At 42.7% G+C, this 26,119-nt stretch carries 26 protein-coding genes and 1 pseudogene; 6 read left to right on the top strand and 21 right to left on the bottom strand.

Annotation, left to right across the window (positions count from 1 at the left end):
- Nucleotide 1: 1 nt before the first annotated feature.
- From G576_RS0106395 to G576_RS0106285, 21 genes and pseudogenes are all read right to left on the bottom strand, one after another.
- A complete protein-coding gene (locus G576_RS0106395; RefSeq protein WP_027973905.1) occupies nucleotides 2–1,120 on the bottom strand; it encodes a citrate synthase in 1,119 nt (372 codons plus the stop codon).
- Nucleotides 1,117–3,777 (bottom strand): aconitate hydratase AcnA, encoded by a 2,661-nt coding sequence (gene acnA, locus G576_RS0106390; RefSeq protein WP_027973904.1) that lies wholly within the window; start codon nucleotides 3,775–3,777, stop codon nucleotides 1,117–1,119. The genes G576_RS0106395 and acnA overlap by 4 nt, the downstream gene beginning before the upstream one ends.
- 276 nt (nucleotides 3,778–4,053) lie before the next feature.
- Nucleotides 4,054–4,797 (bottom strand): 16S rRNA (uracil(1498)-N(3))-methyltransferase, encoded by a 744-nt coding sequence (locus tag G576_RS0106385; protein ID WP_027973903.1) that lies wholly within the window; start codon nucleotides 4,795–4,797, stop codon nucleotides 4,054–4,056.
- Nucleotides 4,798–5,745 (bottom strand): 50S ribosomal protein L11 methyltransferase, encoded by a 948-nt coding sequence (gene prmA, locus G576_RS0106380; RefSeq protein ID WP_037618669.1) that lies wholly within the window; start codon nucleotides 5,743–5,745, stop codon nucleotides 4,798–4,800.
- A 366-nt stretch (nucleotides 5,746–6,111) separates the two neighbouring features.
- Nucleotides 6,112–6,558, bottom strand: coding sequence for an NUDIX hydrolase (locus tag G576_RS0106375; protein WP_037618652.1), 447 nt, complete (start codon nucleotides 6,556–6,558; stop codon nucleotides 6,112–6,114).
- A gap of 365 nt (nucleotides 6,559–6,923) precedes the next feature.
- Nucleotides 6,924–8,636 carry a dihydroxy-acid dehydratase gene (gene ilvD / locus G576_RS0106370; RefSeq protein WP_027973900.1) on the bottom strand — a complete coding sequence of 571 codons (1,713 nt, stop codon included), beginning with the start codon at nucleotides 8,634–8,636 and terminating at the stop codon, nucleotides 6,924–6,926.
- Nucleotides 8,637–8,720: 84 nt separating this feature from the next.
- Entirely contained in the window at nucleotides 8,721–9,365 is a 645-nt protein-coding gene (locus tag G576_RS0106365; protein WP_027973899.1) for an endonuclease III domain-containing protein, read from the bottom strand.
- Nucleotides 9,366–9,376: 11 nt separating this feature from the next.
- Nucleotides 9,377–10,465: a nucleotidyltransferase gene (locus G576_RS0106360; RefSeq protein WP_027973898.1), complete on the bottom strand. Its 1,089-nt coding sequence runs from the start codon at nucleotides 10,463–10,465 to the stop codon at nucleotides 9,377–9,379.
- A 195-nt stretch (nucleotides 10,466–10,660) separates the two neighbouring features.
- Nucleotides 10,661–11,401 carry a class I SAM-dependent DNA methyltransferase gene (locus tag G576_RS0106350; protein ID WP_027973897.1) on the bottom strand — a complete coding sequence of 247 codons (741 nt, stop codon included), beginning with the start codon at nucleotides 11,399–11,401 and terminating at the stop codon, nucleotides 10,661–10,663.
- 301 nt (nucleotides 11,402–11,702) lie between these two features.
- Nucleotides 11,703–12,050 (bottom strand): ribosome silencing factor, encoded by a 348-nt coding sequence (rsfS, locus tag G576_RS0106345; protein ID WP_027973896.1) that lies wholly within the window; start codon nucleotides 12,048–12,050, stop codon nucleotides 11,703–11,705.
- Nucleotides 12,051–12,560: pseudogene (locus G576_RS12460) on the bottom strand (cysteine hydrolase family protein).
- Nucleotides 12,561–13,154, bottom strand: a complete 594-nt coding sequence (gene yqeK, locus G576_RS0106330; protein ID WP_027973895.1) for a bis(5'-nucleosyl)-tetraphosphatase (symmetrical) YqeK — start codon at nucleotides 13,152–13,154, stop codon at nucleotides 12,561–12,563.
- Nucleotides 13,151–13,783, bottom strand: coding sequence for a nicotinate-nucleotide adenylyltransferase (locus G576_RS0106325; protein WP_027973894.1), 633 nt, complete (start codon nucleotides 13,781–13,783; stop codon nucleotides 13,151–13,153). Before G576_RS0106325 ends, yqeK begins: the two co-directional genes overlap by 4 nt.
- A 94-nt stretch (nucleotides 13,784–13,877) precedes the next feature.
- Nucleotides 13,878–14,195 carry a ribosome assembly RNA-binding protein YhbY gene (gene yhbY, locus G576_RS0106320; protein WP_027973893.1) on the bottom strand — a complete coding sequence of 106 codons (318 nt, stop codon included), beginning with the start codon at nucleotides 14,193–14,195 and terminating at the stop codon, nucleotides 13,878–13,880.
- Nucleotides 14,196–14,581: 386 nt separating this feature from the next.
- Entirely contained in the window at nucleotides 14,582–15,700 is a 1,119-nt protein-coding gene (gene yqeH / locus G576_RS0106315; protein WP_027973892.1) for a ribosome biogenesis GTPase YqeH, read from the bottom strand.
- Nucleotides 15,700–16,227, bottom strand: coding sequence for a YqeG family HAD IIIA-type phosphatase (locus G576_RS0106310; protein WP_027973891.1), 528 nt, complete (start codon nucleotides 16,225–16,227; stop codon nucleotides 15,700–15,702). Before G576_RS0106310 ends, yqeH begins: the two co-directional genes overlap by 1 nt.
- Nucleotides 16,228–16,718: 491 nt before the next feature.
- A complete protein-coding gene (lytR, locus tag G576_RS12455; protein WP_083959970.1) occupies nucleotides 16,719–17,834 on the bottom strand; it encodes a glycopolymer--peptidoglycan transferase LytR in 1,116 nt (371 codons plus the stop codon).
- A 6-nt stretch (nucleotides 17,835–17,840) separates the two neighbouring features.
- Nucleotides 17,841–18,362, bottom strand: a complete 522-nt coding sequence (locus G576_RS0106300) for a GNAT family N-acetyltransferase (RefSeq protein WP_027973890.1) — start codon at nucleotides 18,360–18,362, stop codon at nucleotides 17,841–17,843.
- A complete protein-coding gene (gene tsaE / locus G576_RS0106295; protein ID WP_027973889.1) occupies nucleotides 18,355–18,795 on the bottom strand; it encodes a tRNA (adenosine(37)-N6)-threonylcarbamoyltransferase complex ATPase subunit type 1 TsaE in 441 nt (146 codons plus the stop codon). The genes G576_RS0106300 and tsaE overlap by 8 nt, the downstream gene beginning before the upstream one ends.
- 86 nt (nucleotides 18,796–18,881) lie before the next feature.
- Nucleotides 18,882–20,330 (bottom strand): NCS2 family permease, encoded by a 1,449-nt coding sequence (locus G576_RS0106290; RefSeq protein ID WP_027973888.1) that lies wholly within the window; start codon nucleotides 20,328–20,330, stop codon nucleotides 18,882–18,884.
- A gap of 157 nt (nucleotides 20,331–20,487) precedes the next feature.
- Nucleotides 20,488–21,069, bottom strand: coding sequence for a DUF1361 domain-containing protein (locus tag G576_RS0106285; RefSeq protein ID WP_027973887.1), 582 nt, complete (start codon nucleotides 21,067–21,069; stop codon nucleotides 20,488–20,490).
- 348 nt (nucleotides 21,070–21,417) lie between these two features.
- Between G576_RS0106285 and G576_RS0106280 the strand changes: the two genes are divergently transcribed.
- The 6 genes from G576_RS0106280 to G576_RS0106255 all read left to right on the top strand — a co-directional run.
- A complete protein-coding gene (locus tag G576_RS0106280) occupies nucleotides 21,418–22,407 on the top strand; it encodes a PTS sugar transporter subunit IIB (protein ID WP_027973886.1) in 990 nt (329 codons plus the stop codon).
- A gap of 132 nt (nucleotides 22,408–22,539) precedes the next feature.
- Nucleotides 22,540–23,349 (top strand): PTS mannose/fructose/sorbose transporter subunit IIC, encoded by an 810-nt coding sequence (locus G576_RS0106275; RefSeq protein ID WP_037618649.1) that lies wholly within the window; start codon nucleotides 22,540–22,542, stop codon nucleotides 23,347–23,349.
- A 14-nt stretch (nucleotides 23,350–23,363) separates the two neighbouring features.
- The gene (locus G576_RS0106270; RefSeq protein WP_027973884.1) at nucleotides 23,364–24,278 is read left to right on the top strand and encodes a PTS system mannose/fructose/sorbose family transporter subunit IID; all 915 of its coding nucleotides are present in this window, start codon (nucleotides 23,364–23,366) and stop codon (nucleotides 24,276–24,278) included.
- A 98-nt stretch (nucleotides 24,279–24,376) separates the two neighbouring features.
- A complete protein-coding gene (gene manA, locus G576_RS0106265) occupies nucleotides 24,377–25,327 on the top strand; it encodes a mannose-6-phosphate isomerase, class I (RefSeq protein ID WP_027973883.1) in 951 nt (316 codons plus the stop codon).
- A gap of 8 nt (nucleotides 25,328–25,335) precedes the next feature.
- Nucleotides 25,336–25,704, top strand: coding sequence for a DUF956 family protein (locus tag G576_RS0106260; protein WP_027973882.1), 369 nt, complete (start codon nucleotides 25,336–25,338; stop codon nucleotides 25,702–25,704).
- Nucleotides 25,705–25,930: 226 nt separating this feature from the next.
- Nucleotides 25,931–26,119 (top strand): transposase (locus tag G576_RS0106255; RefSeq protein WP_027973881.1); only part of this gene is annotated, 189 nt, incomplete at its 3' end.

The following is a 26,119-nucleotide window of genomic DNA, read 5'->3' as shown; positions in this document are numbered from 1 at the left end:
CTTAACGCTTACCTATTGAAATATATTCTTGGTTTGTCTGCCCCAGATAACGTGATCTCGGACGGATTAGCTTATTATTTTTTTGTTGTTCCTGGATATGAGCAATCCAACCAGATACTCGGCTCATAGCAAAAATGAGCGTGAAAGTGGAACTATCAATTCCCAAGACATGATAAACTGTCGCTGAATAAAAATCAACATTAGGAATCAAACCCTTGGTATGTTTCATGTAATCCTCAATCTCACGGGATAATTGATACCAAATCTCATTTTCAATGCCTACTGTTAATTCTTTTGCCATTTCACGCAAATATTTTTCACGAGGATCCATAGTCTTATAAACCCGATGCCCAAAGCCCATGATTTTTTCATGTGACGCTAATTTTTCTTGCAGATAAGACTTGGTATCTCCGTGTTCTCGAATTTCTTGTAACATATCGAAAACCCGTTCGTTGGCTCCCCCATGCAAAGGCCCCTTAAGCGTCCCAATGGCTGTCGTGACACAGGAGTAAATATCTGATAAGGTCGAAGCACAGACCCTTGCTGCAAAGGTTGAGGCATTCAATTCGTGATCTGCGTGAAGAATCAGAGCGCGATTCAAGGCCTTCTCTTCTAGCTCTGTCGGTTCACTTCCCGTCAACATATAGAGAAAATTTGCCGCAAATCCCAAATCTTTGCGCGGAGCAATAGGAGTCTGACCCGAACGAACTCGGGCAAACGCTGCAATTATGGTCGGCATCTTCGCCATTAGCTGAATAGATTGGCGATACACAGCCTCTGGCGAATGATCTTCTGCATCAATATTATAAACCCCTAACAAACTAACCGTCGATCGCAAGATACTCATGTGATGTAAGTGTTGACGAGACTGCAATAAGATACATTGTTCCACAGCATCACTAATAGCATACTCTGAACGAAGTTCCTGAACAAATTTATTCAGCTCCATTACCGTAGGTAAATGCAGGTTCCAAAGAAGATAAATAACTTCCTCAAAACTCGCATTGTTATCCATAAATTCCGAAATATTGTATCCTGCATAAGCCAAGTCATCATCAATAATCGAACTGATTCGAGTCTGACAGGCTACCAAATCTTTTAAACCTCCAGTTGCTGTCATAACTTACTCCCCTCTAATTTTTTGCGCACTACCATCGGAAGAATCCCACCATTTTGATAGTAACGAATGTCCGCATCCGCATCAAAACGCACAATAGCTTGGAATCGCTTCTCACCATTTTCGTCGCGAGCGACAATATCTACAATCTCATTGATCCCTGGATTTTCTGAAAGGTTGATATCATAACTTTCTAAACCAGTTATACCAAGACTTTCAGCCGTTTCTCCTTCTAAAAATTGCAGAGGCAACAAGCCCATCATGACTAGATTTGAACGATGGATTCTTTCAAAACTTTCAGCCAAAACGGCTTTAACACCAAGCAAATTAGCACCTTTTGCAGCCCAGTCACGACTTGAACCCATGCCATAGTCTTTCCCTGCAATCACTAAGGTTCCAATCTTATTAGACTTATAATGCATGGCCGCATCGTAAATAGGAATAATCTCCCCCTGATAATTGGTATAACCCCCAGACTTACCCGCTGCTAAATGATTGTTAATGCGGATATTATCAAATGTCCCTCTCATCATAACTTCATGATTTCCACGACGGCTGCCATAAGAGTTAAAATCAGCATAAGCGACACCGTGATCATCTAGATAGGTTGCCGCAGGGCTGTTTAGAGCAATATTCCCCGCTGGTGAAATGTGGTCTGTGGTTACTGAATCTCCGAATTTTGCTAGAACCTGAAGATTTTTTAAAGGCTTAATGGCTAAATCTTCTCCCAAGGAATCAAAATAAGGTGGATTTTGGATGTAGGTTGATGCCACATCCCGGTTGTAAAACTGACTATTATCCGTTGGAATTTGATTCCACTTGTCACTGTCCGAAAAGACATTGCCATATTCTTTTGCAAAGAGCTCTCGGGTCACATATTTGTCAACATAATCAACAACCTCTTGTTTGCTCGGCATGATATCTTCCAGATAAACAGCTTGTCCATTACTATCAAAGCCAAGTGGCTCAGTTGTCAAATCAATATTGGTAGTTCCAGCTAGAGCATAGGCGACAACAAGTGGTGGACTAGCCAAGAAATTCGCTTTAACAAGAGGATTGATTCGCCCTTCAAAATTTCGGTTCCCCGATAAAACACCTGAAACCAATAAATCGGAGTCGATAATAGCTCTTGATACTTCTGGGAGAAGATTTCCTGAATTTCCGATACATGTTGTACAGCCATAACCGACAAGATTGAATCCTAATTTATCCAAATAAGTCTGAAGACCAGAATTTTCCAAGTATCCTGTTACTACTTTTGATCCTGGTGCTAAAGACGTTTTCACAGTCGGTGAAACCCTTAGTCCCTTTTCAACTGCTTTTTTAGCTAAAAGCCCTGCAGACATCAGAACATAGGGATTTGAAGTATTTGTACAAGACGTTATAGCGGCAATAGCCACATGCCCTGTCTTGATTTCCTCACTATGCTCCCCTATCTGAACAGTCACCGCTTTATCTATCTCTTCTTTGGAAAGCCCAAACCCTTGAACACCCGCCTCACGCACAAGGGATTCTTGAAAGGCTTTCTTGACATCCGCTAAATCAATCAAATCCTGCGGACGCTTTGGTCCAGAAATCGATGGGGAAATAGTAGACAAATCAAGTTCAATAACCTTTGTATAGTGTGGTTGAGTAGTTGGATCATAGAAAAGATGATTTACTTTGGCATACGCTTCCGTTAGAGCAAGCTGTTCTTCGCTTCGGTTGGTCAAACGCATATAATTTAGAGTTTCATCATCAATAGGGAAATAACCACAAGTGGCACCGTATTCTGGTGCCATATTGGCCACAGTTGCACGATCAGCTAAACTAAGATTTGCCAGACCATCTCCAAAAAATTCTACAAACTTACCAACTACCTTATGTTGGCGCAATAATTGGGTGACCTTTAAAGCCAAATCCGTTGCTGTTGCCACCTTTGGCATTTGACCTGACAAGCGCACACCGATGACCTCGGGTACAGGAAAATACGAAGCCTCACCAAGCATAGCTGCCTCAGCTTCAATTCCACCAACTCCCCAGCCTAAAACGCCAATCCCATTAATCATCGTGGTATGACTATCTGTTCCAAACATGGAATCTGGATAAAGCAGACCATCTTTTGCAATAACAACGTCACTCAAAAATTCAATGTTAACTTGGTGGATGATTCCAGTTGCAGGTGGAACTGCTCGATAGTTATCAAAGGACTGTTCTGCCCACTTCAGAAATTCGTAGCGCTCATTGTTGCGTTTAAATTCCAAGTCGATATTTTTTTCCAAGGCTGATGCTGTCCCGTTAAAATCAACTTGAACAGAGTGATCAATAACCAAGTCAACTGGAATTTCAGGATTGATAAGATCAGGGTTACCACCTTTTTTTGCCATAGCATCCCTCATAGAGGCCAGATCAACCACGACAGGTACTCCAGTAAAATCTTGCAAAATAACACGACTAGGCTTAAAAGGAACTTCCCCCTGAGGAGATTCTGCCGAATAGTTGACTAGATTTGTTATATGATTATTTGTAACATCAATTCCATCATTTTTTCTGACTAAGCTCTCTAGCAAAATACGAATTGTGTAGGGTATTGTATGAATATTAACAGATTCTTGCTGGCAAACTGCTGCAATATAAAAAAATTCATACGTTATACCATTGTTACTATAGGTTTTTTGAATGTTTCATTCATACAGATACCTCGACTTTCTATGTCGGATATTATACATCATTTTCTTAGGCTTGACAAGAAAAAACACAAATATATGTTACAAAAACTAACACAGTTCGTTTTTTGCGAACGTTTTCTTGTTTTTTAAGGCAGAAAACATGACATGGCGCCCAAATAAGATTTCAATCTAGCAAATAAAAAGTGCTAGAACTCCGCGTTCTAACACTCTAATTATTCTAGTTAAATGTCCCACAAACCAAAAACAATAGTGACCGCTACCACAAGCCTAGCTTCTCAATTCACATTCATAGCTTACAGCGCTCAGAACATAAAGTGGGGCCGTTTCTGTCCGCATAATACGAGGCCCTAGTCCGCAAAGAATAGCTCCCCGAGCTTGTAAAACTTCGACTTCTTTAGGTGAAATACCACCTTCTGGTCCAAAGATAAAGAGAAGTTTCTGCCCCTGTTCCACCATCTGTAATTCACGCGCCAAGACCGACATCTCACCAGTTTTAGCCGACTCCTCATAGGCCACAAAGATCTTATCAAAATCATCTAGTTGGGATAAAAAATCAGTCTTTGTCTCAAAAAGTTTGACTTTAGGTATGACATTTCGTTTGGACTGCTCAGCCGCCCCCTGAGCAATTTTAATCAGCTTGTCCTCTTTTTTGCCTAGTTTCTTACTGTCCCATTTGGCCACCGACCAGTCTGCTGGAAAGGCCCAGATAGCGTAAGTTCCAAGCTCAGTAGCTTTCTGAGTGATTAAATCCAACTTATCTCCCTTTGGAAAACCTGAAGCAATGGTCACTTGGACTGGTAGTTCTACGGTGTCAGTTAGCTCTTCGACTATAACAAAAGTGTGAGCTAGGCTGTCAGACACACGTGCCAAACGTTTGATTCCATCATCAAAAACCAATACGACTTCATCGCCCTCAGACAAGCGCATGACCTGAAACATGTGCTTGATGGTATCCTTATCGGTAATAGTAACTGAACTTTCAGCTCTGCCATTTACAAAATACTGCTGCATCTAACCTCCAATCACACCTGAAATGTCGTCAGTTTTCTTGAAGACACCTGCATTCCACTCACCTTGAATCAGATGGGTTTCAAGGAAAAAGCCTGCGCTTTCAGCCGACCCACGAACCATGTCCCACTTATCTGCGATGATACCTGACATAATCAGATACCCCTCCTGCTTAACCAGACGATAAGCGTCCTCAGTCAGATGAATAAGAATGTCTGCCAAAATATTAGCAACTATGACATCAGCCTCAATGTCAACGCCTTTGAGCAAATCACCCGCTGCCACGTAGATATTGTCCATATCTGGGTTCATATCAATGTTTTCTTGAGCCACGCGCACCGCCACATCATCTAAATCATAGGCGTAAATAGCCTTAGCCCCAAGAAGGGAACTTGCTATAGAAAGGACACCTGAACCTGTCCCCACATCAATGACGGTTTCGCCACCGCGAAGCACTTGTTCCAGAGAAAAGAGGCTCATCTTAGTGGTTGGGTGCGTTCCCGTTCCAAAAGCCATTCCTGGATCAAGTTTGATTACCTTTTCACCCTCTCCAGCCTCATAGTCTGTCCAAGATGGTACGATGGTCAAATCGTGGGTGATACGGGCTGGTTCGTAGTATTTTTTCCAGTTTTCAGCCCAGTCTTCCTCGGCCAAAGCTTGCGTTGAAAAGCTAATTTCTCCTGTCTCAAGACCAGATTTTCTAAGGAGGTCAAGACCAGCTTCCAGCTCTGCCTTTACCAAAGCAATATCCATGGTATCAGGATAATAAGCTGTAATCGCGATCATATCAGTCTGTTCAACTTCAGGGTAGAGCTCACCGAAATGATCCTCCTGCCCTAGATAATCAGCCGTATCGCTGATAGCAACTCCTTGACTGCCCGTCTCAATGAGGAGGTTTGAGACTGCCTCCTCCGCATCACGATGAATAGTGATGGTTAATTCTTGCCACATATTAGAATATAAGGAGCGATTAGGAGGAAGCAAAAAAATAAGGTCTGGATAGAAAGTAGCAATCTCTTACCCTTACCGCCTTTTCGCTAACTTCTCCACTGTGTTCTATGACACAATCGCTCAGTTCCTTTCTATATTTTCTAGAAAAGTTCAGATAAAATCTATTTACCGAACCACCTTTTTTATGATAGCCATTTCAATATTTTGGTTTTCTACCGATATCACTCATGACGAGCTGCTTCACCATGTGCCAATACCATCTAGCTCAGCAAAATACTGCAAACTTATCTCCTAGTATTTCATAAGTTGTCGAAAATAGCAACAAAATCGCGATGACTTTAAGCCAAAATCAAAGAAATCTAAGGTTCATTCTATATGACGATTAGACACTTCCAAATAATCTCTTAACCGTGTTTGCATACTGCCATAGACCTGGTTATTCACTAAAAACTCCTCAATCGGCATAAGCTTATAGGTCTGCCCCTCGTCACCAAAAATGATAGCATTGATTTGCTCTTGACTGATGGAGCCCACCATAAAAACAGAGGTCTGACTCGGATTTATCAGACCTGGATATTTTTTCACCCAATCAATGCTTTCTTTAGAAATACTGATACCTAGTTCTTCAAAAACTTCACGTTGAACGCACTCAAAGGGCGTTTCGTTCTCCTCACGACCACCACCTGGCAAATCCCAAGCATTAGGAAAAGGGATGGTCGGAATATCATCCCGCAAAATGCTAATCAGATGATTGTCATGCAGCAGGGCAATTTTAGCACCTGAAAACTCAAAGCGGTCATTTAATAAATCCATAAAATCAACTATTTGCTTTTTTTAAAGCTTAGAAAATAAACTGAGCCTAAAAAGCAGCTTGACAAAGCTGCTTTAGACTGAATACAAAGTCCCTATTTCTCATTTGCCGACTCGCTCTGCTAAACGATACAAGCAAAAGAACTTTACCGCGACGAACAAAGTAAGCTTTACCACAACTTCCACTATCTTGAGAACCGCATAAGCCTGCTTACTTTATGCAATCCAATAGATTTGAGACTTGGTCTCCAATCTCAACTAGGGAATTCCGGCAAAAAGTTGCTGACAGCCAACAAAGCTTAAGGCTGGGAACAAAACTAAAGTTTGTCTACATCATCAAGCGGCTTTTTCAAGCTACTTAGCCCAGGTCAGGCTTTTCCACTTCTGTCCATATTCCAGAAGTCCGTTACAGCTCCTTTTGAAGCTGACGATACGGTATGGGCATATTTACCTAGGACACCTCGGCTGTAAAGCGGTGGAATAACCGTTGTTTTCTTACGCTCTGCAATTTCTTCATCAGAGACATGCATGGTGATTTCTTTAGTATCTTGATCAACGGTGACCATATCTCCCGTACGTAGATAGGCAATTGGTCCACCATCTTGTGCTTCCGGAGCAATGTGCCCAACGACAAGCCCATAGGTTCCACCCGAGAAACGACCGTCCGTTAGCAGGGCAACCTTATCACCTTGACCTTTACCAACGATCATAGAAGACAATGAGAGCATCTCTGGCATACCTGGCCCACCTTTTGGTCCAACGTAACGTACTACGACAACATCGCCATCTACAATTTCGTCAGTCAAGACTGCTTCAATCGCTTCTTCTTCAGAATCAAAGACTTTGGCTGGACCTGTATGGTTGCGGACTTTCACACCAGATACCTTAGCAACAGCCCCTTCTGGCGCCAAGTTTCCTTTGAGGACGATGAGGGGACCGTCCGCGCGTTTTGGATTTTCAAGTGGCATGATGACATCTTGACCTGGAGTCAAGTCTGCAAAATTCTCTAGGTTTTCCGCAACTGTTTTACCTGTGCAGGTGATGCGGTCACCATGGAGGAAGCCGTTTTTCAGCAAGTATTTCATGACAGCTGGGACGCCACCGACATTGTAGAGATCTTGGAAAACATATTTTCCTGATGGTTTCAGGTCTGCCAAGTGAGGCACGCGTTCTTGGAAATCATTGAAGTCTTCCAAAGTTAAATCAACGTTGGCAGCGTGAGCAATGGCTAGCAAGTGCAGAGTAGCGTTGGTGGAGCCACCGAGTGCCATGGTGACTGTAATGGCATCTTCAAAGGCTTCACGCGTCATAATGTCAGATGGTTTGATGCCAAGTTCTAGCATGCGTACAACAGCACGACCAGCTTCTTCAATATCAGCCTTCTTCTCAGGAGATTCAGCAGGGTGAGAAGAAGAGCCAGGAATGGACATGCCCATTACCTCAATGGCAGTAGCCATGGTATTGGCAGTATACATACCACCGCAACCACCAGGTCCAGGACAGGCATTACACTCGATTTGACGAACCTCTTCAGCGGTCAAGTCACCGTTGTTCCATTTTCCGATTCCTTCAAAAACGGATACCAAGTCGATGTCTTTTCCGTTGAGATTTCCTGGAGCTATTGTTCCACCGTAGGCAAAAATAGCTGGAATATCCATGTTGGCAATAGCGATCATGGAGCCCGGCATATTTTTATCACAACCACCAATAGCCACGAAGGCATCCACGTTATGCCCCCCCATAGCCGCCTCGATAGAGTCTGCGATAATGTCACGCGAAGTCAACGAAAAGCGCATGCCAGGTGTCCCCATAGCAATCCCATCAGCAACCGTGATGGTTCCGTATTGAACAGGCCAAGCTCCCGCATCTTTGACACCTTCTTTAGCCAGTTTTCCAAAATCATGCAGGTGCATGTTACACGGCGTATTTTCTGCCCATGTTGAAATCACACCCACGATTGGTTTTTCAAAACTTTCGTCTGTCATACCAGTGGCACGAAGCATGGCGCGGTTAGGCGATTTTACCATGCTATCGTAGATTCCTGAGCGGTGACGGAGGTCTTTCAGATGTTTATCAGTCATTTGTCATCCTTCTTCCCTTGATTTTGTCTCTATTTTACCATAATTCTAACATTTTGGTTGAATTTTCTGTCAATTTCTTTGTTTCTAAAACTCTAAACACTTATTCGCTAAGAAACTTTGGCTAAACTGCTTACTTCTCCCAAAATAAGCTTTGCCAAACTCATCGATAAGCCCGTGGAATTCCTGAGCATCCTGGTAAGTAAATGGAGCCGGTAAGATTGATAATTCTTTATGCAAACTCTTGTAGTCGGTTAAATGTTCAACCCCCAAATGCCAGAAGAGAGTTCTAGCATACTTATCAGCTACAAAAGCTGGTTGATCAAAAAGATAGGCCAGATAGACATCCGCAGTCTCATCACCCACGCCGAACAAGGATAAGAGCCTCTCCCGCAAGTTATTTCCATAACGCTGGTTAATCGCTTCCCAATCTTGACCTTGTTCTATCACCCAAGCCGCTACACTCTGAAGACTCTTGGCCTTATTTTTCATAAAGCCTGATGGACGAACCAACTCTTGCAAAACTTCCGTTTCTAGTGCTAGGAGTTTTTGTAGATTATAGTTTGTCGCCTCTGCAATATTGTGACTAGCCCTGATAGCATTAGACTCCGTCGTGTTTTGAATGAGAATGGCCTCAACCAAGATCTGCTCCTTACTTTCTGCTGGCCACCAATTCGTTGGCCCCATTTCCTTTAGCATCAGTTGATAGAGCTGATAAAGATCCACTTTCACCTCTCACCTCCTCATTTTCTCACCGGAACGCGCCCAAAACTCTGCTCAGTCATCCCTGCATGTCCCAGCTGGTAAACCGCATCAGCTTGTTGTGTTATGTCGTCCCAAGGTTCCCTACCGATACGAACGACTACATCCACCGTTTTTTTGATTGTGCTTAGATATTTCTGGCCTTTTTCAGTAAAACCAAGGACATGGACAGCCCGAGGTAGCGGTTTTTCCATAACGTTGACTAAAATGTAAGTCAAAACACGACGAACACGCGCCTTGGTATAACGTTTAGTCGCTACTTGTTCCACAAGCTCGTCAACGGTTTTACTTTGGGAAATGGCAGAGCGGATACGGCTAGCTAGCTCCTCATTCACCTGAAAAATCTGCGTCAAATCAGGATTTGTCAGGATTTGATAGCGGAGCAGGTCAAAGTAATTTGCCCAATCCACCTGCGGAGATGATTGGAACAAGTCACCTGAGGGCATGTATTTTTCTACAAATCCCTTATCTTCTCTGTGAAGGCGCAAACTGGTTGCAGAGGCGTAAACGACATCTTTTTCTGTAGAATGATAGCTCGCTCCCTGACGCTGGATTGGGTGGAGCTTAAGCCTTTTTCCTGCGCAAGCCTTGGCGTAGGCTAATCCGAGAATATGATTGGGGGTCTCCCCTGTAAACCTTACCCCCGCAAAACTTTCCCACATCTTTTGCGTTTTCTGTGGATAAGTCATAGAGTCCGGCAGACTTTCTAAAAAGTCCATCATCTGCTCTGCTTTTTCCCCATAAATATCCGAAAAACGCTGATACTCAAGAGGCTCTTCACTGCCAAAGACCAGGGTATCAATACCCAGACGGGACAGGATATCAACCGCTCCCTGAGCAAAATAATCAGCCGACTGAACCGCGACTAAAAATGGCAATTCAACCACCAAATCAGCTCCGCTTTCCAAGGCCATTTGGGTCCTCGTCCACTTGTCAATGATGGCCGGCTCTCCCCTTTGGACAAAATTGCCCGACATGGCCACAATTTTCAATCCTTCAGCCTGAGAAAGTAAGTATTTATGCCCATTGTGAAAAGGATTAAATTCCGCGATAATTCCTGAGATGGTCATGAAATTTCCTCCAATTTAGCCTAGAAGCCAGGTCCCTGAAAACCAGTAAACAATCAAATCCGCTACAAATATGAATACTGAGAAGAAGATAAGTCCAGTCACTGCATAGTGATAAGCAACATCATACCGACAGGATCAATGCCAGCAAACCCCAAGCTAACGATAAAAAGCAAATTAGTCATAAGCTATTCCTCTTTACTTCCTACAAACAAAAAACCATCTTCTGCTCGTATCCCCAGGTTCCTCATCCTCAAAATCCGCATAGACCTTAAAGGACTTAAAACCGGCCTGTTCCAAGAGGATGTCGTAGGTCAGGATATCATAGGTCCGCTCCTCATGGACTTCGTCAAAGCGGGTGAATCGACCATCCTCGTCTTGGATGAAAAAGGTTAATTCATGAACCACGGAATGGGGCGCATCATCGGCATAAGAATCCCAGACCATGGCAAAATCTTCTGCGTTTTCATGATAGGAATAACCTGGAAAGACCTCATCTATCTGATAGGTCGAGTGGACATCAAAGATGAATACCCCACCTTCCTTGAGGTGGTCGTAGACCTGCTTGAAGACATCCCCCACCTCGACCTCGTCCTGCATATAGCAGATGGAATCCGAATAACAGGTCACATAATCAAAGGTTCCGACCGACGACAAATCCAGCATATTCCCCTGAACAAAAGGAATATTCACATGAGCTTTTTTGGCTCGTTTGGCTGCCAAATCCAGCATATCTTGACTCAAATCCAACCCCGTCACATCAAAGCCTGCCTGGGCAAAATGAAGGGACTGAATCCCCGTCCCACATGCCAACTCCAAGAGCTTGGCCCCTTCCTTTTTTGGCAAGTGGCGTAGGCTAAAGGCCGTCCATTTATCATAAAGCGTATCATCCATGATAGCATCATATACCGATGCAAATTTTTCGTAGTTTTTATTCATCAAATCTCACTTTTCTTCCTAACTGCAGTCTCTATTTTTGCCACTTCCATAGGTGGTGTCGGACGCCAGCGACTGCTTAACAGAATTCCGTGGCTACGCTTTGAGCTCAAGTCTCAAAATTTCTGAGTTTCATAAAAGCTGATTTCTGCACTTTTCAGCATAGCAAACGTGACGATAAGACTCGCTTCACTCCTCATGATGATAAAGTTACTTTCCTTTGTATCATTTAGTAGAAAACGGCAAATGAGACACTACCACCTTTTCTTAAGTCTGAAACCTTGTCTGATGACAAGGTTTCATGCTATGCGATATAGTCTGCCACGTCCACCAGAGGAGCTTCGTGCCAGAGTTTTTCAAGGTTGTAGTGAAGACGCTCATCTTCTGTGAAAATATGAACGATAACATCGTTAAGGTCAATGAGAACCCAGCCGTCTTTTCCTTCGGTATGACTAGCATCGCCCCCAGCTTCCTTGACTTTTTCACGAATATTATCTGCAATAGCTTCCAGTTGACGGCTGTTGGTAGCTGTCAAGATAACAAAATAATCTGTCAAGCTAGTTAATCCTGCCAAGTCAAGAGCCACAATGTCCTCAGCACGCTTTTCATCAGCGGCCTTAACAACTAATTCTAGTAATTCTTTTTTATCCATTTAATCCTCTTTTAACATATTTTCTAACTCAACTACCTGAGCAAAACGACCATTCCAGATATTTTCGTAATATTCAACCAACTGCTCTGCTGTGATTTTCATATCATCAAAAGTAGTCGTTCCACCTTTGATGACAGTCACATTATAGCCTAATTCAAATGCAACCTTGATTGTCGTATCAATACAATAATTAGTAGCCATACCAATGATAATCAAGCGCTCAATAGCTTGGCTATCCAGATAAGCCTGTAAATGAGTTCCCTTAAATGCACTATTTAAAATGCTTATCAAAGATTTTCTCACCATCTTCTGGAGCAATAGCTTCGTAAAGTTCCCAATCACGACTTCCTGTCAGTAGTTCATCATCATTGTGGCGAACGTAAATCACCTCTATGTTTTTCTCACGACAAGTGGCGATTGCTTTTTGCCAGACAAGCAGTTATCAACAGCATAGGGTTTAGCCTCTATCAAGGCGGTTTGAATATCAATCACTAAGAGAGCTGTTCCCATCTAGTCCTCTTTCAAATACTTACAAAATGCATTGTAGGTTTCAATCGTCTGCGGGAAAATGGGCTGCGCCTTACTAGCGAGATGTGCCACAGTTCGTGCCGTTTCAAAAGCAACTGCCTTGTCCAACTCTATTTGAGCAAGGCGACGGGCTTCATCTACGCCTGGAAAATTCCGACCTGGCTCAATGTAGTCGGCCACATAGAGCACTTTGTCAAGCAAGCTCATCTCAGCAGCTCCCACGGTGTGACGCTCAATCGCCCTTAAAATCTCATCATCTTGCAGATTAAAATCTTGGCTGATGATAAAGGAGCCTACAACACCGTGCCAAATATTATTCCCCCATTTTTTCAAGTCCGAATCCAAATCACAGTCATCAATGAGAGACAAGAAGTCCTCATCTGGACGCTCTTTGGCGTAGTCATGCAGAAGTGCCGCTAGGCTAGCCTTTGTCTCATCTGCTCCGTAGCGTCTAGCCAAGTCCATTGCCGACTCTTCAACACCGAGTACATGTGTAAACCTTTTCTCGCTCATAGCGCTTCGCACTTTTTCCAAAATAGCAGAGCGCGACAAGCCTGTGTAAGTCTCGTAACTCATTGATAAAGCCCCGCTTTCCTGATGTAATCAAGGACTGGTGCTGGTAGCATGAAGTTGGGCGTGTGTCCATTTTTAATCGAATCTCGGACTGCTGTCGAGCTAATATCCATAAGGGGGACATCCACCCAGATGACCGGATAGGAGGTACCAGCCTTGTATTTTGGACGTTGTACACCAACAAACTGAACCATCTCAACCAGCTCATCAATACGGTGCCACTTAGGCAAATATTCAACCATATCTGCTCCAATGATGAAGTAATAATCTGTATCTGGATTAGCTTCTGTCAAAAGTTTCATCGTATCATAGGTATAGCTGATTCCTTTTCGATCAATCTCGATTGGTTCGATGTCAAGTCCTTCAATACCGTTGATAGCAAGTAAGAGCATGTTAAGGCGGTGCTTTTCATCAATCGTTTCTTTTTTATCCACATGAGGTGGTTGGTACTCTGGCATGAGGTAGACAGCATCTAACCCCAACTGCTGCCGCACTTGGTCTGCTATAAGCAGGTGAGCATTGTGGACAGGGTTAAAATTTCCACCCAAAATACCTACCTGGCGACGACCCTTATCTTTTTCTTTGGTTTCAAGTTCAACCTTGGTAAAAGGTGTTAGTAATTCTATTGGCATAATTTCAGATCTATGGCTTTCTACCGTCGGTTTCTGACAGACTTAGCCTCTTTGTTTTATTTCTTGTTAAATAGCAGAGCAGTGACACGAGGTTCTAGCCTTGTGTGATTGCTTTGACTTTTGGTGAGAGTTTACGGTTTTCTTTTTTAGCAGATTCTTTATAAAGAATGAGGATGCGACCGATTTTTAGGACGGTATCACAACCAATCTCTTCTTCTAAAATTTCCGCGACTTCGTGAATGTCTTCGTCTGTATTTTGAAGAAGAGTGACTTTAATCAATTCACGGGCATCCAATGCGTTACGAACACTGGTTTTGATTTGGTCGTTGAGACCATTTTTCCCAATCTGAATGATGGGTTTGAGACTGTGTGCTTCCGACTTTAGGAAAGCACGTTGTTTACTTGTCAACATGTTTTTATTCCTTTAATTTTTCTTTTTGGTACCTCACTTCAATAGCAAGATTGAAAGCGACTAAATCATGATTCCACGCCTAAATTGAGAGCCTACGGCACTTCCTTTTCCTTCATCAAGAGGTTGAGACAATAGTCCTAGCCTTTTAACAGGATTGCAGATAGATACTTTAGCACAGTAGTTGATTGAAAGTTCTCATCCCTTGCTACACAATGGATAACCACCTTTTCTAATCAACTGTGCGGAGGTAGAATGACAAAATCGACATCGGCAACATGCCGATTTATCGATTTTTATCCCACTCTCTACCTTCTCACTAGAGCGACAGTTATCGGACATCCTCGCTTTGTTCACAAGCTATACAGACCTACTGTCGCAACGAGATGCTAAATCAAGGCTTTTCTTATCACGACACCGACACCTTCTGGTGCCCAAGCAGCAACGACCGTTGGAGCTGACGTTTTCCCGTTGATACGTACCCAGCCAAGCCCTGAAAAAACCACATCCGTCTTTTCTTTGAGAGTGAATTCATGACGAACTAACTTGGGAAAATCTATCCTTTCCTCATCATTCGGCGGTGTCAAGAGATTTCCTACATGTTTGTTATAGAAAGCATCTGCACCTTGAAGCTTGGTACGGTGAAACTGTAAATTATTATCAAAATAAGCTGTGAAGCCCTGCTTTTCCCCAGAAACAAAATCAAAACGGCCTAAACCACCCAAGAATAGAGTCTGCTCGGGATTGAGCTGATAAGTTTTAGGTTTGATTTCTTTTTTGGGGCTGACGTACTTAAGGTTTTTAGCCGTCAGGTAGTGTGCCATCTGGTGACGATGAATGATGCCCGGCGTATCAAAAATGTAACTTCCGTCATCAAGCGGAATTTCAATTTTATCAAGGGTCGTTCCTGGGAAGCGAGAGGTTGTAATGACGTCCTTGTTGCCTGTAATTTCTCTGATAATCGCATTGATGAGAGTGGATTTACCGACATTGGTCACACCAACAACATAGACATCGCGTCCTTTGCGCAATTTGTCAATGCGATCAATCAATTCCTTTATAGCATGATGATTTTGTGCTGAGGTCAAGATGACATCAACAGGTCGTAACCCTTCTTCGTAAGCACGTTCTGTCAACCACTGAGTTACTTTTCCATCTTTAACTGATTTTGGTAAAATATCTTTTTTATTTCCAACCAAGAGGATATCATTTCCTGAAACAAAGCGTGATAGCCCCGGAATAATAGATCCGTTAAAATCAAAAATATCAACGACATTGACAACCAAAGCATTGCTATCACCAACTTCGTGAAGGAGCTTGAGAAACTCGTCATCGGTGATGTGGACGTCCACAATTTCATTGTAGTGGCGCAAACGGAAACACCGTTGGCAATAAAGCTCACCTGTTTCCTCAGCCTTTTCAATACTTGATTTTGGCGTATAGCCTGCTGCTTTCTTGTCTGTGGATTGTATTTGAGATCCACAGCCAATACAAAATAGTTTTTCCATTAAATTCCTTTTTGATACATTATTTTTCCATACTTGTCTTCAATTTTTTTCCAGACACGACGCTCGCGCCAGCGATTCAATCGAGTATTCCAAGCATCAGATTTGACTAAAGGTTTGACTAAAATCGACTTGATTCCTGCACGGTGAGCCGCACGAATATCTGTCATAAGCTGATCTCCTACCATGACTACCTCGTTTGGGTCAAAACCATAACGCTCAATTGCCATGTTAATACCACGTGTAAAAGGTTTCATTGCCCGACTGACAAAGTCCACGCCAAAGGGCTGAACCGCACGTTCAACACGGCTATGCTTATTATTTGAGACTACCACTACGGGGATATCCGCCTCTGTCATGTCATCAAGCCACTCCCGAAGTTCAGGGGTGCCATCAGGATTGTTCCAAGCAATCAAGGTGTTATCAAGATCCACCAAAACCGCTCTAATCCCGTGTTCACGCAACATCTCAGGTTTCAAATCATACACTGCCTCAACCACAAAGGTGGGCAAATAGTCATCTATACTCATGCTTTCTCCCATAATATCATAGTTCCTCTTATTATAGCACATTCCCAGACTTTTGGGAAAGCTGACGCAAATACTTGGGAAAATGACAAAGCAGGCTAGCAAATCCCACTTGACATACTCAGACTTCGCAGAGCCTATCAAATGTGTCCACAGCTTACCCTTGCCAATAAAGACACTGGTCACGAGTATGATTGTACCAACCAAGGAAATCAAACAGGCATCATTTGGATTTCGTAACTTTTATACCTTCAAAACTAAAATTCTTATCGCTTTATTTAAACATCAAAAAAGAAAACCTACTTGACTCTCTCTTGAACTTGGCTTCTCATCAACCTACTACAGTTGACAAAGAGGCCCAAAAAAGCGAATGATAATAACTGGTTCAAAGAGACCAATCTTTCATTCGCTTTTCAATTTTTATCTATTACTTTAGAAAGTATTTACGAGAATTTTATGAGACTCACTCTTTTTCAGTAATATCTCCTTATCTATCACTCCCAAGTTGTCTCTGTCGTCTCTATACTATCTGTGGTAGCTGTCGTCGAACTCGTCTTTTGAGCATTTTCATCTGGATAGTAGGTTTCTGGCGAATAACCATAGAGATTTTCATAGAGAACAGCATTGGTATGTTCCAAATTTTCTAAGGTCGGTAAGCCCAATTCTGACTTGATACGATTTTGAGTTTCAAGCAAGTGCTTTGCAGTGACGATTTGATAAGACCCTCCATCTGCCAGAGTGGCATCCTCGCCGTGCAACTGATAATTTTCCAAGGTATCAAGCGAATCACGATAAGCCAAAAGACTCGGAATGGTTTTATCCGTCACTTCAATATTGGTTTGCATATTATTGCTGATGGCTTTTAGCACTTTTTTATAGGAACTGACACTGTCTAAGGCCAGCAATTTTTTAACAACCAAACCAATCACTTCACGTTGGCGACGCTGGCGCCCATAGTCTCCCTCAGGATCCTGATAACGCATCCGCGAATAAACTAAGGCTTGATCTCCATTGATTTTATGAGTCCCGGGAGCAACCCGTGCCGTATACTCAGGCTCCTGCTCCCCGATATAAATATCAAAATCAAAATGATTGGTCACCTTAATACCACCGACCGCATCGACCAAATCAACCAGTCCTTGCATATTAATCTGCATGTACTTGTCAATTTTAATATCCAGCAAGTTTTCAACCGTCATGATAGCCATCTGCGCTTCTCCTGAAGCATAAGCAGCATTTAGCTTTGCATCGACACCATTCATATCATTATCCGCTGATCCAGAAAGAGTTGTCAATATATCGCGCTCTAGACTAGTCATAGTAGTTCGCTTGGTTACCGGATTAATCGTAACCACAATCATGGAATCACTATTTCCAGCCCAAGGATCCTTACGATCCCCAGAACCCGTATCAACCCCCATCAAGAGCACTGAAAAAGGCTCTGTGTGTTCAATAGCCGTGCTGGTCGTTCCCGTATCTACCTCCTTGAAAGTCTTTCTAAACTCCTCTGTTGAGTAATTAAAAGCAGAGGTGAAATAGACCCCAGCCGCCACCACCGTAGTCGCAATAATAGCTAGCAACATTAAAGCAATTTTTTTTCCAAGTTTCATGTCTTTTTAATCCATCAGTCTTGCCATAGCATAAACGTCAAGAAATTCTCCATTCTTTGTTTTAGCACCACGCTTTTTAGTACCTTCAATGGCAAAGCCAAATTTTTGATAAAGGTGCACAGCCTTTGTATTGCGAACCTGCACATCAAGCTCAAGCCGACGCACTTGAGGAGTATTTTCTGCCCAGTCTATCAGAGTCTCCATCAAATAGCTTCCAATACCGTAACCTTGATAAGCGGACCTCACTGCGATAAAAATCTCACCAATATGTTCTGTTCCAGAAAAGTCATTTCCCGCCACGTTAAGCAGACCCACTACTTTATCCCCAACTTTTGCCACAAGACAGATGGCATTGTTTTTCTGCCCTTGTTGCAGGATAAAGTCTCTGACTTGTTTTTGGGACATGGCGGAGCTGTTACTGTCTCGGGTTAAGAAATCTGACTCTTCCTGCACCATCTTTAGGGTCTCAGCTAAGCTATCAGCATCTTCTGGCTGCGCCTCACAAATCAGAAGTTCCTGCTCAGCCATTTCCAAAAGCCTCCAAAAGCACCCGACTCTGACTGCCGTTTGCCTGAAAATCCAACTGCCTACCCTCTCCAAAATGCGCTAAGCGAATCTCCAAATAATCTGCAGGTAAATCAGTCAATAGCTCCCCCCACTCGATGACAGTCACCCCATCCCCGTAGAGAAAGTCATCTAAATCAACCGAGTCTGGATCATCCCCAATGCGGTAAACATCTAAATGGTAAAGTGGCAGACGCCCCTCATACTCACGAACAATCGTATAAGTCGGACTCTTAATCATCTGCTCAATCTCAAGTCCCTTTGCAAGACCCTTTGTAAATGTTGTCTTTCCGGCACCCAAATCACCACTCAAGACCAAAACCTGGCCAGCTTGGATAAGCTTGCCCAACCTTTGTCCAAGAGCAATCAATTCATTTTCATTTTGACTGTATAACATATGGTCTATTCTACCAAAAAGTTATCCATGCGTCCAAATATTTTCAAAAAATAAACCCGCCGAAGCGGGTTTAAGATAGTACTGACCTACAAAATTGCCAAAATAACAAAGTTTAGAATAAAGAGAGCGGTCGCCCCCCAAAGGATTGGGTGAATCTCTTTTGCCCTACCTGTCGACACTTTTACCAAGCAGTAGAAGATGAAAGCCGCCGCAATACCGTATGAGATAGAGTAAGCTAATGACATGAAGAAGGCTGCAAAAAAGGCTGGCAGAGCTTCTTCAAAATTGTGCCAATCCACATCCAAGAATGAAGATACCATCATCACTCCGACAATGATAAGAGCTGGAGCTGTTGCAGCTGCTGGTACTACACCAATAACTGGCAAGAAAATGATTGAAAGCAGGAAGAAAATCGCAGTTGACACAGCCGTCAAACCAGTGCGACCCCCTTCAGCGATACCTGCCGCAGATTCAACGTAAGTAGTAGTATTTGAAGTTCCAAAGAGAGCACCGATTGATGTTCCGATTGCATCTGCAAAGAGAGCTTTATCCATCTTAGAAGAGAAACCTGATGAATTTTCAAGAGCTGCTTCATCCTCTTCAGAGAAAATACCAGTTTTTCGACCTGTTCCGATAAATGTACCAAGGGTGTCAAACGTATCAGAAAGGGAGAATGCAAAGATGGTCATCAAAACCAGTGGTAGGCGTGAACTATCACTAAAGAGCGTGCGCATACCATCAAAAGCTGCTAGGAAGGTTGTCCCTAGTTCAGCAAAAGCTGAACTGATATTATTTGAAAAATTGATGTGAGCAACATCAACCACACCCATAGGAATACCAAGGAGGGTTGTGACAATAATTCCGATAAGAATTGCTCCGCGGACATTTTTAATGACAAGAACTGCTGTCACTAAAAGACCGATAACTGCCAAAAGCACTGCAGGATCTGTAAAAGTCGAGATAGCAGGAACCACACCACCATTAGCGGCGATAGAGTTCACTCCATTTGACAAATCCGCTGCCGCTGGAGCCGCACCGTTGATGGTCACAATATTAGCACCAGAGAGTGAAAACTCAATGATATTGGCATTTTTAAAACCAAGATAAGCGACAAAAACCCCAATACCACCACCGATAGCATGTTGAAGGCTAACTGGAATAGCTTTAATAATACTCTTACGAACCTTAGTCACTGTGATAAAAATATTAAAAAGACCGCAGATAAAAACCATTGCCAGTGCTTCTTGCCAAGTAAAACCAAGACCGAAGACAACTGTATAAGTGAAAAAGGCATTAAGCCCCATACCCGGTGCCAGAGCATATGGTACATTGGCAAATAACCCCATGATAAGGGTCGAAATAACAGTTGCGATAATGGTCGCAAGGAAGACTGCTTGTGTTGGCATTCCGGCCGCACCCAAGATAGATGGATTGACAAAGAGAATGTATGACATCGCAAAGAAAGTTGTCAGTCCAGCCATGATTTCAGTAGACACGGTTGTTCCGTTCTCTTTCAATTTAAAAAACTTTTCCATGTGAAAAATTTCTCCTCAAGTAAAATAAAAAATTATTCGCTAAATACGAACGACTTAGATAGTTTATCACTTTTTCGTTCATTTTTCAATGCTTTTAACTTAAAAAACAAAAAAATCATATCGTTTCCGAAATGATTTCTTTTCTCTACTACAATAATTAATCTCCCAATAAAAGGGCCAGGATCATTTGAATGGCTGCAAAGCCTAAAAGGAAAGTCAAATCAATGGTCGCCATGTTAGCCCAAACAATCTGAACAAAGTTCAAAGGACTGGCAATAAAGTCCATCCAACCCGCATTGCCCGTTCTCATAAAATGGATGGCAAAGCCAGCATACAGAGTCGCCATTGCCATGATGGCAAGTTCAGTATAGATTCCTAGTTTGAGAACTTTCATCAGCGACTTCAAACTAACAGTAGCTGCTGCCAAAGCAAAAAGGAGACTAGCTAAATAGGTCAGAAAACTAGGGAGATCGCCTGCTGTCCAAATCTGATTTCCACTCCAAGAAACTGAAGCAATACTAAATAATTGATAGAAGGTTATCGGATAAAAATAAAACCAAGCTCCTGCTGTGGACAAACGAATCACGCCGTTATTAGAATTTATCCCCATCAGCCCCAATTCTAGGGTGATAAAAGATGTTACCGTATTGATGAGTAGCCCATCAACGCTGGGCTGAAAAACCAAAATACTAATAACTAAAAAAACAGCAATAATATGCCCGAAAATAATCTTATGCATGTTCCTAACCTATTTCTGAGAAGTTCACTCCCATTATAACACATTTTGTACTAGTCGCTAGACTTTAGCAAAATTTTTATCACTTCCTACTATTATAATAAATTCAGAAAATTCTTTCAATTCAAAATTTTAATCAGTATATCTTTTTTATACTATACTTGAGCTATTGCTATTTATTTTTGGCTTTTAACTCCTTTTTTGAGAAAATCCTTGCATTTTTGCTGAAAACGTTTTAGAATATAAACCGTTCTTGAATTTGTTGTTCAAAATTGTAGATATTTGTCAAGAGTCCTTGGCAGGAGTTTTCAAAAAAGAACACAAAAAATAAGTATAAGGAGGAACTCAAGAATGGGTATCGGAATCGTTATCGCAAGCCACGGTGAATTTGCCGCTGGAATTCATCAATCAGGTTCGATGATTTTTGGTGAACAAGAAAAAGTTCAAGTTGTAACGTTTATGCCAAGTGAAGGTCCAGATGACCTCTATGCTAAATTCAACAACGCCATCGCTCAATTTGACGCCGAAGATGAAGTGCTTGTTTTAGCCGATCTTTGGTCAGGATCACCTTTCAACCAAGCTAGTCGCGTTGCAGGGGAAAACCCAGACCGTAAGTTTGCCATCATAACTGGTTTAAACTTACCAATGCTTATTCAAGCCTATACTGAGCGCATGATGGACGCCTCAGCAGGTGTTGAACAAGTAGCCGCAAATATCATTAAGGAAGCTAAGGATGGTGTTCGGGTTCTTCCAGAAGAACTTCAACCTGCAGAAGTAGCTGCAACTCCTATCAAAGCGGAAACACCTCAAGGAGCTATCCCAGAAGGAACAGTTATCGGCGATGGTAAATTAAAAATTAATCTTGCTCGTATTGATACGCGTCTTCTTCATGGACAGGTTGCCACCGGATGGACTCCAGCATCAAAAGCAGACCGCATCATCGTGGCATCTGACACCGTTGCTAAAGATGAGCTACGCAAGCAATTAATCAAACAAGCTGCACCAAACGGTGTCAAAGCAAACGTTGTTCCAATCAAGAAATTGATTGAAGCTGCTAAAGACCCTCGTTTTGGCGGTACACACGCGCTCATTCTCTTTGAAACTCCGCAAGAAGCTCTTCAAGCGATTGAGGGTGGCGTACACATTGAAGAACTCAATGTTGGTTCAATGGCTCACTCAACTGGTAAAACTATGGTCAGCAACGTTCTTTCTATGGATAAAGACGATGTGGCTACCTTTGAAAAATTGCGTGACCTCGGCATCAAATTTGACGTCCGCAAAGTACCAAATGATTCTAAAAAAGACTTGTTTGAACTCATTAAGAAAGCAAATGTGCAATAAATTATCATCAAGGATTATGACACAGATAGGCATTATAGGAGGAGCCCATTAGACTCTTTCTAGCCTCTCACTTGTAAAATGATGTGACTCATTATTTGCTTATATTTATTATTTTCGAAAGGACTTAAGAAAATGGATATTACTTTAATTTCCGCTATTCTCGTGGTCATCATTGCTTTCATGGCTGGACTTGAAGGCATCCTAGACCAATTCCAATTCCACCAACCAATCGTTGCATGTACACTTATTGGTATGGCAACTGGTAACCTCTCGGCAGGTATCATGCTTGGCGGTGCTCTTCAAATGCTTGCTCTTGGTTGGGCAAACATTGGTGCTGCGGTAGCTCCTGACGCTGCCCTTGCTTCTGTTGCTGCTGCTATCATCTTTATTAAAGGTGGCGATTTCTCTAACGTTGGTATCAACGTTGCAACTGCAGCCGCTATTCCTCTTGCAGTTGCTGGGCTTTTCTTGACAATGATTGTGCGTACAATCTCTGTTGGTTTGGTTCACGTGGCTGATAACGCTGCTAAAAGTGCTGACTTTGCTACTGTTGAACGCGCTCACTTTATCGCACTTATCCTTCAAGGTCTTCGTATCGCTGTCCCTGCCGCCCTCTTGTTGGCTATGCCTGCCGAGGCTGTTCAAGAGGTACTTAACATGATGCCAGAATGGCTTAAAGGTGGTATGGCTGTCGGCGGTGGTATGGTTGTTGCCGTTGGTTACGCCATGGTTATCAACATGATGGCTACTCGTGAAGTTTGGCCATTCTTCGCTCTTGGTTTCGTCTTTGCAGCTGTAACTGACTTCACACTTATCGCTCTTGGTACTATGGGTGTAGCAATCGCCCTTATCTACCTTAACTTGTCTAAAAAAGGTGGCAACGGTGGAGGCTCTGCTTCTGGTTCTAACGACCCAATCGGCGACATCTTAGAAGATTACTAGAGAGGAGAACAATCATGACAGAACACGTTCAATTAACATCTGCTGATCGTAAAAAAGTTTGGTGGCGTTCACAATTCTTGCAAGGTTCTTGGAACTATGAGCGTATGCAAAACTTGGGTTGGGCTTATGCTTTAATCCCAGCTATCAAAAAACTTTACACTAACAAAGAAGACCAAGCTGCTGCCCTTGAGCGTCACTTGGAATTCTTTAACACTCACCCGTATGTTGCCGCACCAATCATTGGTGTAACACTTGCCCTTGAAGAAGAAAAAGCTAACGGTGCGGAAATTGATGACACAGCTATCCAAGGTGTTAAAATCGGTATGATGGGACCTCTTGCCGGTATCGGTGACCCAGTTTTCTGGTTTACAGTACGTCCTATCCTTGGAGCCCTTGGTGCCTCTCTTGCACAAGCAACAGGTAACCTTGTTGGTCCTATGCTCTTCTTCTTCGGTTGGAACATCATCCGCATGGCCTTCTTGTGGTACACTCAAGAATTTGGTTACAAATCAGGTAAAGAAATCACTAAAGACATGTCTGGCGGCATCCTCCAAGATATCACAAAAGGGGCTTCTATTCTTGGTATGTTCATTCTTGCCGTTTTGGTACAACGTTGGGTATCCATCAACTTCACGGTTGATCTTCCTGCAAAACAATTATCAGAAGGGGCCTTCGTTGTCTTCCCTGAAGGGGCTGTAACTGGCGTTGAGCTTAAAGGTATCCTAGGACAAGCCCTCAGCGGCATGAGTCTTGATCAAATGCAGGCTCAAACCCTTCAAGGCCAAATCAATGCACTTATCCCAGGACTTATGGGGCTTCTCTTGACATTTGCATGTATGCATTTGCTTAAGAAAAAAGTTTCTCCAATCGTCATGATTGTTGGACTCTTTGTTCTTGGAGTTGTCGCTCGCGTTCTTGGCATCATGTAAAAAAGTTTTTCTAAAGAAACTCCTATATAAAAGCCTTTTGGTTCTTCCAAAGGGCTTTTATCACATCAGATAGACGATATGATATAATGGTAATTGATATGACTCAACCTTTATTTTTAATTTCTCAAATGCAACCCAAAATTTGGGGAGGCACAAAGCTTCGTGATTACTTTGGTTATGACATTCCTTGTGAACAGACAGGGGAATATTGGGCCATCTCAGCCCACCCAAACGGTGTATCTAGGGTGGCAAACGGTGAATTTGCCGGTCATACTTTGGATAAACTCTATGTCCAACAACCTCAACTTTTCGGAAATCCCAAGGACAAGGTTTTTCCCCTTTTAACAAAAATCCTTGATGCCAATGATTGGCTCAGTGTTCAGGTGCATCCAGATGATACTTATGCCCTCAAACACGAAGGCGAGCTGGGTAAGACTGAGTGCTGGTATGTCATTGCAGCTGATGAAGGAGCCGAAATTATCTATGGTCACGAAGCTAAATCTCAGGACGTTTTTCAAGAGATGATTGAAAAAGGGGACTGGGATAACCTTCTGACACACGTCCCTGTCAAAGCTGGTGATTTCTTCTACGTCCCTAGTGGTACCATTCATGCTATCGGTAAAGGTATCATGATCCTAGAAACCCAGCAATCCAGCGATACCACCTATCGGGTTTACGATTTTGACCGCAAAGACGATAGCGGACAGACTCGCGAACTTCACTTGAAGCAATCTATCGATGTTAGCTACATTGGCAAACCACAAAATAGTCATCCTGCTACTTTAAAAGTTGGCGATTTGACCTCGACGCTTTTGGTATCCAATGAATTCTTTACAGTTTATCATTGGCAGTTACAAGGCAGAGCAGATATGGAGCAGACAGCTCCTTATCTACTGGTCAGCGTTCTCGATGGTTCAGGAGAAATCACCTGCGATGGCGTCAGCTTTTCTCTGAAAAAAGGAAAACACTTCATCCTCCCAAATCAGGTGACAAAATGGACTTTTTCAGGTAATCTTGACATTATCGCCAGCCATATTTCAGAAGAATAGGAGAGCTTATGGCACAATCATTAAACAAATCAATCGAATTCCAAACCACGGGGGTTTCCTACTTTGGAATTGGCAGTAAGGTTGGAAAATTCCTAATCGGGGACACCGCTCTGGAATTTTATCCCGATGTTAATGTGGAACAATACATCCAAATTCCATGGTCTAACGTGACACAAATGGGGGCCAATGTGACTGGTAAAGGCCAAAAAATTAGCCGCCATTTTGAAGTTTATACTGATCAAGGAAAATTCTTGTTTGCTTCCAAGGACTCGGGTACCATCCTCAAAATAGCTCGTCAACATATCGGAAACGATAAGGTAGTCAAACTCCCAACCCTGCTCCAACTCATCTGGCGCAAAATCAGCCGTAAAGGCTAAAAATGCATAGGCCAGCATTTATCAGACTTAAGCTTAAAACTTAGCCCTGAACATTACAGGCAGCCGACGACACCGAAGGAAGGGGCTAAATAGAGCTTGTCCACATCCTCAAACTGTCCAATGGACAGTTTCAGACTGAAGACAAAGTCCTTAGAATTGATTTTCTAAGGGCTTTTCTTCGTATTTAGGAGTATAATATAAGAAAAAGGACTTATGAGGTTCTCCTATGCTACACAAAGAAAAACCTGACTATAACCGCAATCAGTACGGTTTCTATACCCTTGACCAGCTTGTGCCTGCAGATCATTTCCTGCGCCAAGTGGAAGCTGTGATTGACTTCGACTTCATTTATGACCTAGTAGAAGATACCTATTCGTCTGATAATGGTCGTCCTAGTCTTGACCCTGTCATGTTA

The organism is Streptococcus porci DSM 23759 (assembly GCF_000423765.1).
GTDB lineage: Bacteria > Bacillota > Bacilli > Lactobacillales > Streptococcaceae > Streptococcus > Streptococcus porci.
This window is presented reverse-complemented; position numbering and strand designations above follow the sequence as displayed.

What these genes read in the sequence shown, in the direction of transcription:
- G576_RS0106395 (WP_027973905.1), bottom strand. Translation starts at nt 1,120, where the DNA reads ATGACAGCAACTGGAGGTTTAAAAGATTTGGTAGCCTGTCAGACTCGA.
- G576_RS0106385 (WP_027973903.1), bottom strand. Translation starts at nt 4,797, where the DNA reads ATGCAGCAGTATTTTGTAAATGGCAGAGCTGAAAGTTCAGTTACTATT.
- prmA (WP_037618669.1), bottom strand. Translation starts at nt 5,745, where the DNA reads ATGTGGCAAGAATTAACCATCACTATTCATCGTGATGCGGAGGAGGCA.
- G576_RS0106375 (WP_037618652.1), bottom strand. Translation starts at nt 6,558, where the DNA reads ATGGATTTATTAAATGACCGCTTTGAGTTTTCAGGTGCTAAAATTGCC.
- ilvD (WP_027973900.1), bottom strand. Translation starts at nt 8,636, where the DNA reads ATGACTGATAAACATCTGAAAGACCTCCGTCACCGCTCAGGAATCTAC.
- G576_RS0106360 (WP_027973898.1), bottom strand. Translation starts at nt 10,465, where the DNA reads ATGACCATCTCAGGAATTATCGCGGAATTTAATCCTTTTCACAATGGG.
- G576_RS0106350 (WP_027973897.1), bottom strand. Translation starts at nt 11,401, where the DNA reads ATGAATAAAAACTACGAAAAATTTGCATCGGTATATGATGCTATCATG.
- rsfS (WP_027973896.1), bottom strand. Translation starts at nt 12,050, where the DNA reads ATGGATAAAAAAGAATTACTAGAATTAGTTGTTAAGGCCGCTGATGAA.
- yqeK (WP_027973895.1), bottom strand. Translation starts at nt 13,154, where the DNA reads ATGAGTTACGAGACTTACACAGGCTTGTCGCGCTCTGCTATTTTGGAA.
- G576_RS0106325 (WP_027973894.1), bottom strand. Translation starts at nt 13,783, where the DNA reads ATGCCAATAGAATTACTAACACCTTTTACCAAGGTTGAACTTGAAACC.
- yhbY (WP_027973893.1), bottom strand. Translation starts at nt 14,195, where the DNA reads ATGTTGACAAGTAAACAACGTGCTTTCCTAAAGTCGGAAGCACACAGT.
- yqeH (WP_027973892.1), bottom strand. Translation starts at nt 15,700, where the DNA reads ATGGAAAAACTATTTTGTATTGGCTGTGGATCTCAAATACAATCCACA.
- G576_RS0106310 (WP_027973891.1), bottom strand. Translation starts at nt 16,227, where the DNA reads ATGAGTATAGATGACTATTTGCCCACCTTTGTGGTTGAGGCAGTGTAT.
- lytR (WP_083959970.1), bottom strand. Translation starts at nt 17,834, where the DNA reads ATGAAACTTGGAAAAAAAATTGCTTTAATGTTGCTAGCTATTATTGCG.
- G576_RS0106300 (WP_027973890.1), bottom strand. Translation starts at nt 18,362, where the DNA reads ATGGCTGAGCAGGAACTTCTGATTTGTGAGGCGCAGCCAGAAGATGCT.
- tsaE (WP_027973889.1), bottom strand. Translation starts at nt 18,795, where the DNA reads ATGTTATACAGTCAAAATGAAAATGAATTGATTGCTCTTGGACAAAGG.
- G576_RS0106290 (WP_027973888.1), bottom strand. Translation starts at nt 20,330, where the DNA reads ATGGAAAAGTTTTTTAAATTGAAAGAGAACGGAACAACCGTGTCTACT.
- G576_RS0106285 (WP_027973887.1), bottom strand. Translation starts at nt 21,069, where the DNA reads ATGCATAAGATTATTTTCGGGCATATTATTGCTGTTTTTTTAGTTATT.
- G576_RS0106280 (WP_027973886.1), top strand. Translation starts at nt 21,418, where the DNA reads ATGGGTATCGGAATCGTTATCGCAAGCCACGGTGAATTTGCCGCTGGA.
- G576_RS0106275 (WP_037618649.1), top strand. Translation starts at nt 22,540, where the DNA reads ATGGATATTACTTTAATTTCCGCTATTCTCGTGGTCATCATTGCTTTC.
- G576_RS0106270 (WP_027973884.1), top strand. Translation starts at nt 23,364, where the DNA reads ATGACAGAACACGTTCAATTAACATCTGCTGATCGTAAAAAAGTTTGG.
- manA (WP_027973883.1), top strand. Translation starts at nt 24,377, where the DNA reads ATGACTCAACCTTTATTTTTAATTTCTCAAATGCAACCCAAAATTTGG.
- G576_RS0106260 (WP_027973882.1), top strand. Translation starts at nt 25,336, where the DNA reads ATGGCACAATCATTAAACAAATCAATCGAATTCCAAACCACGGGGGTT.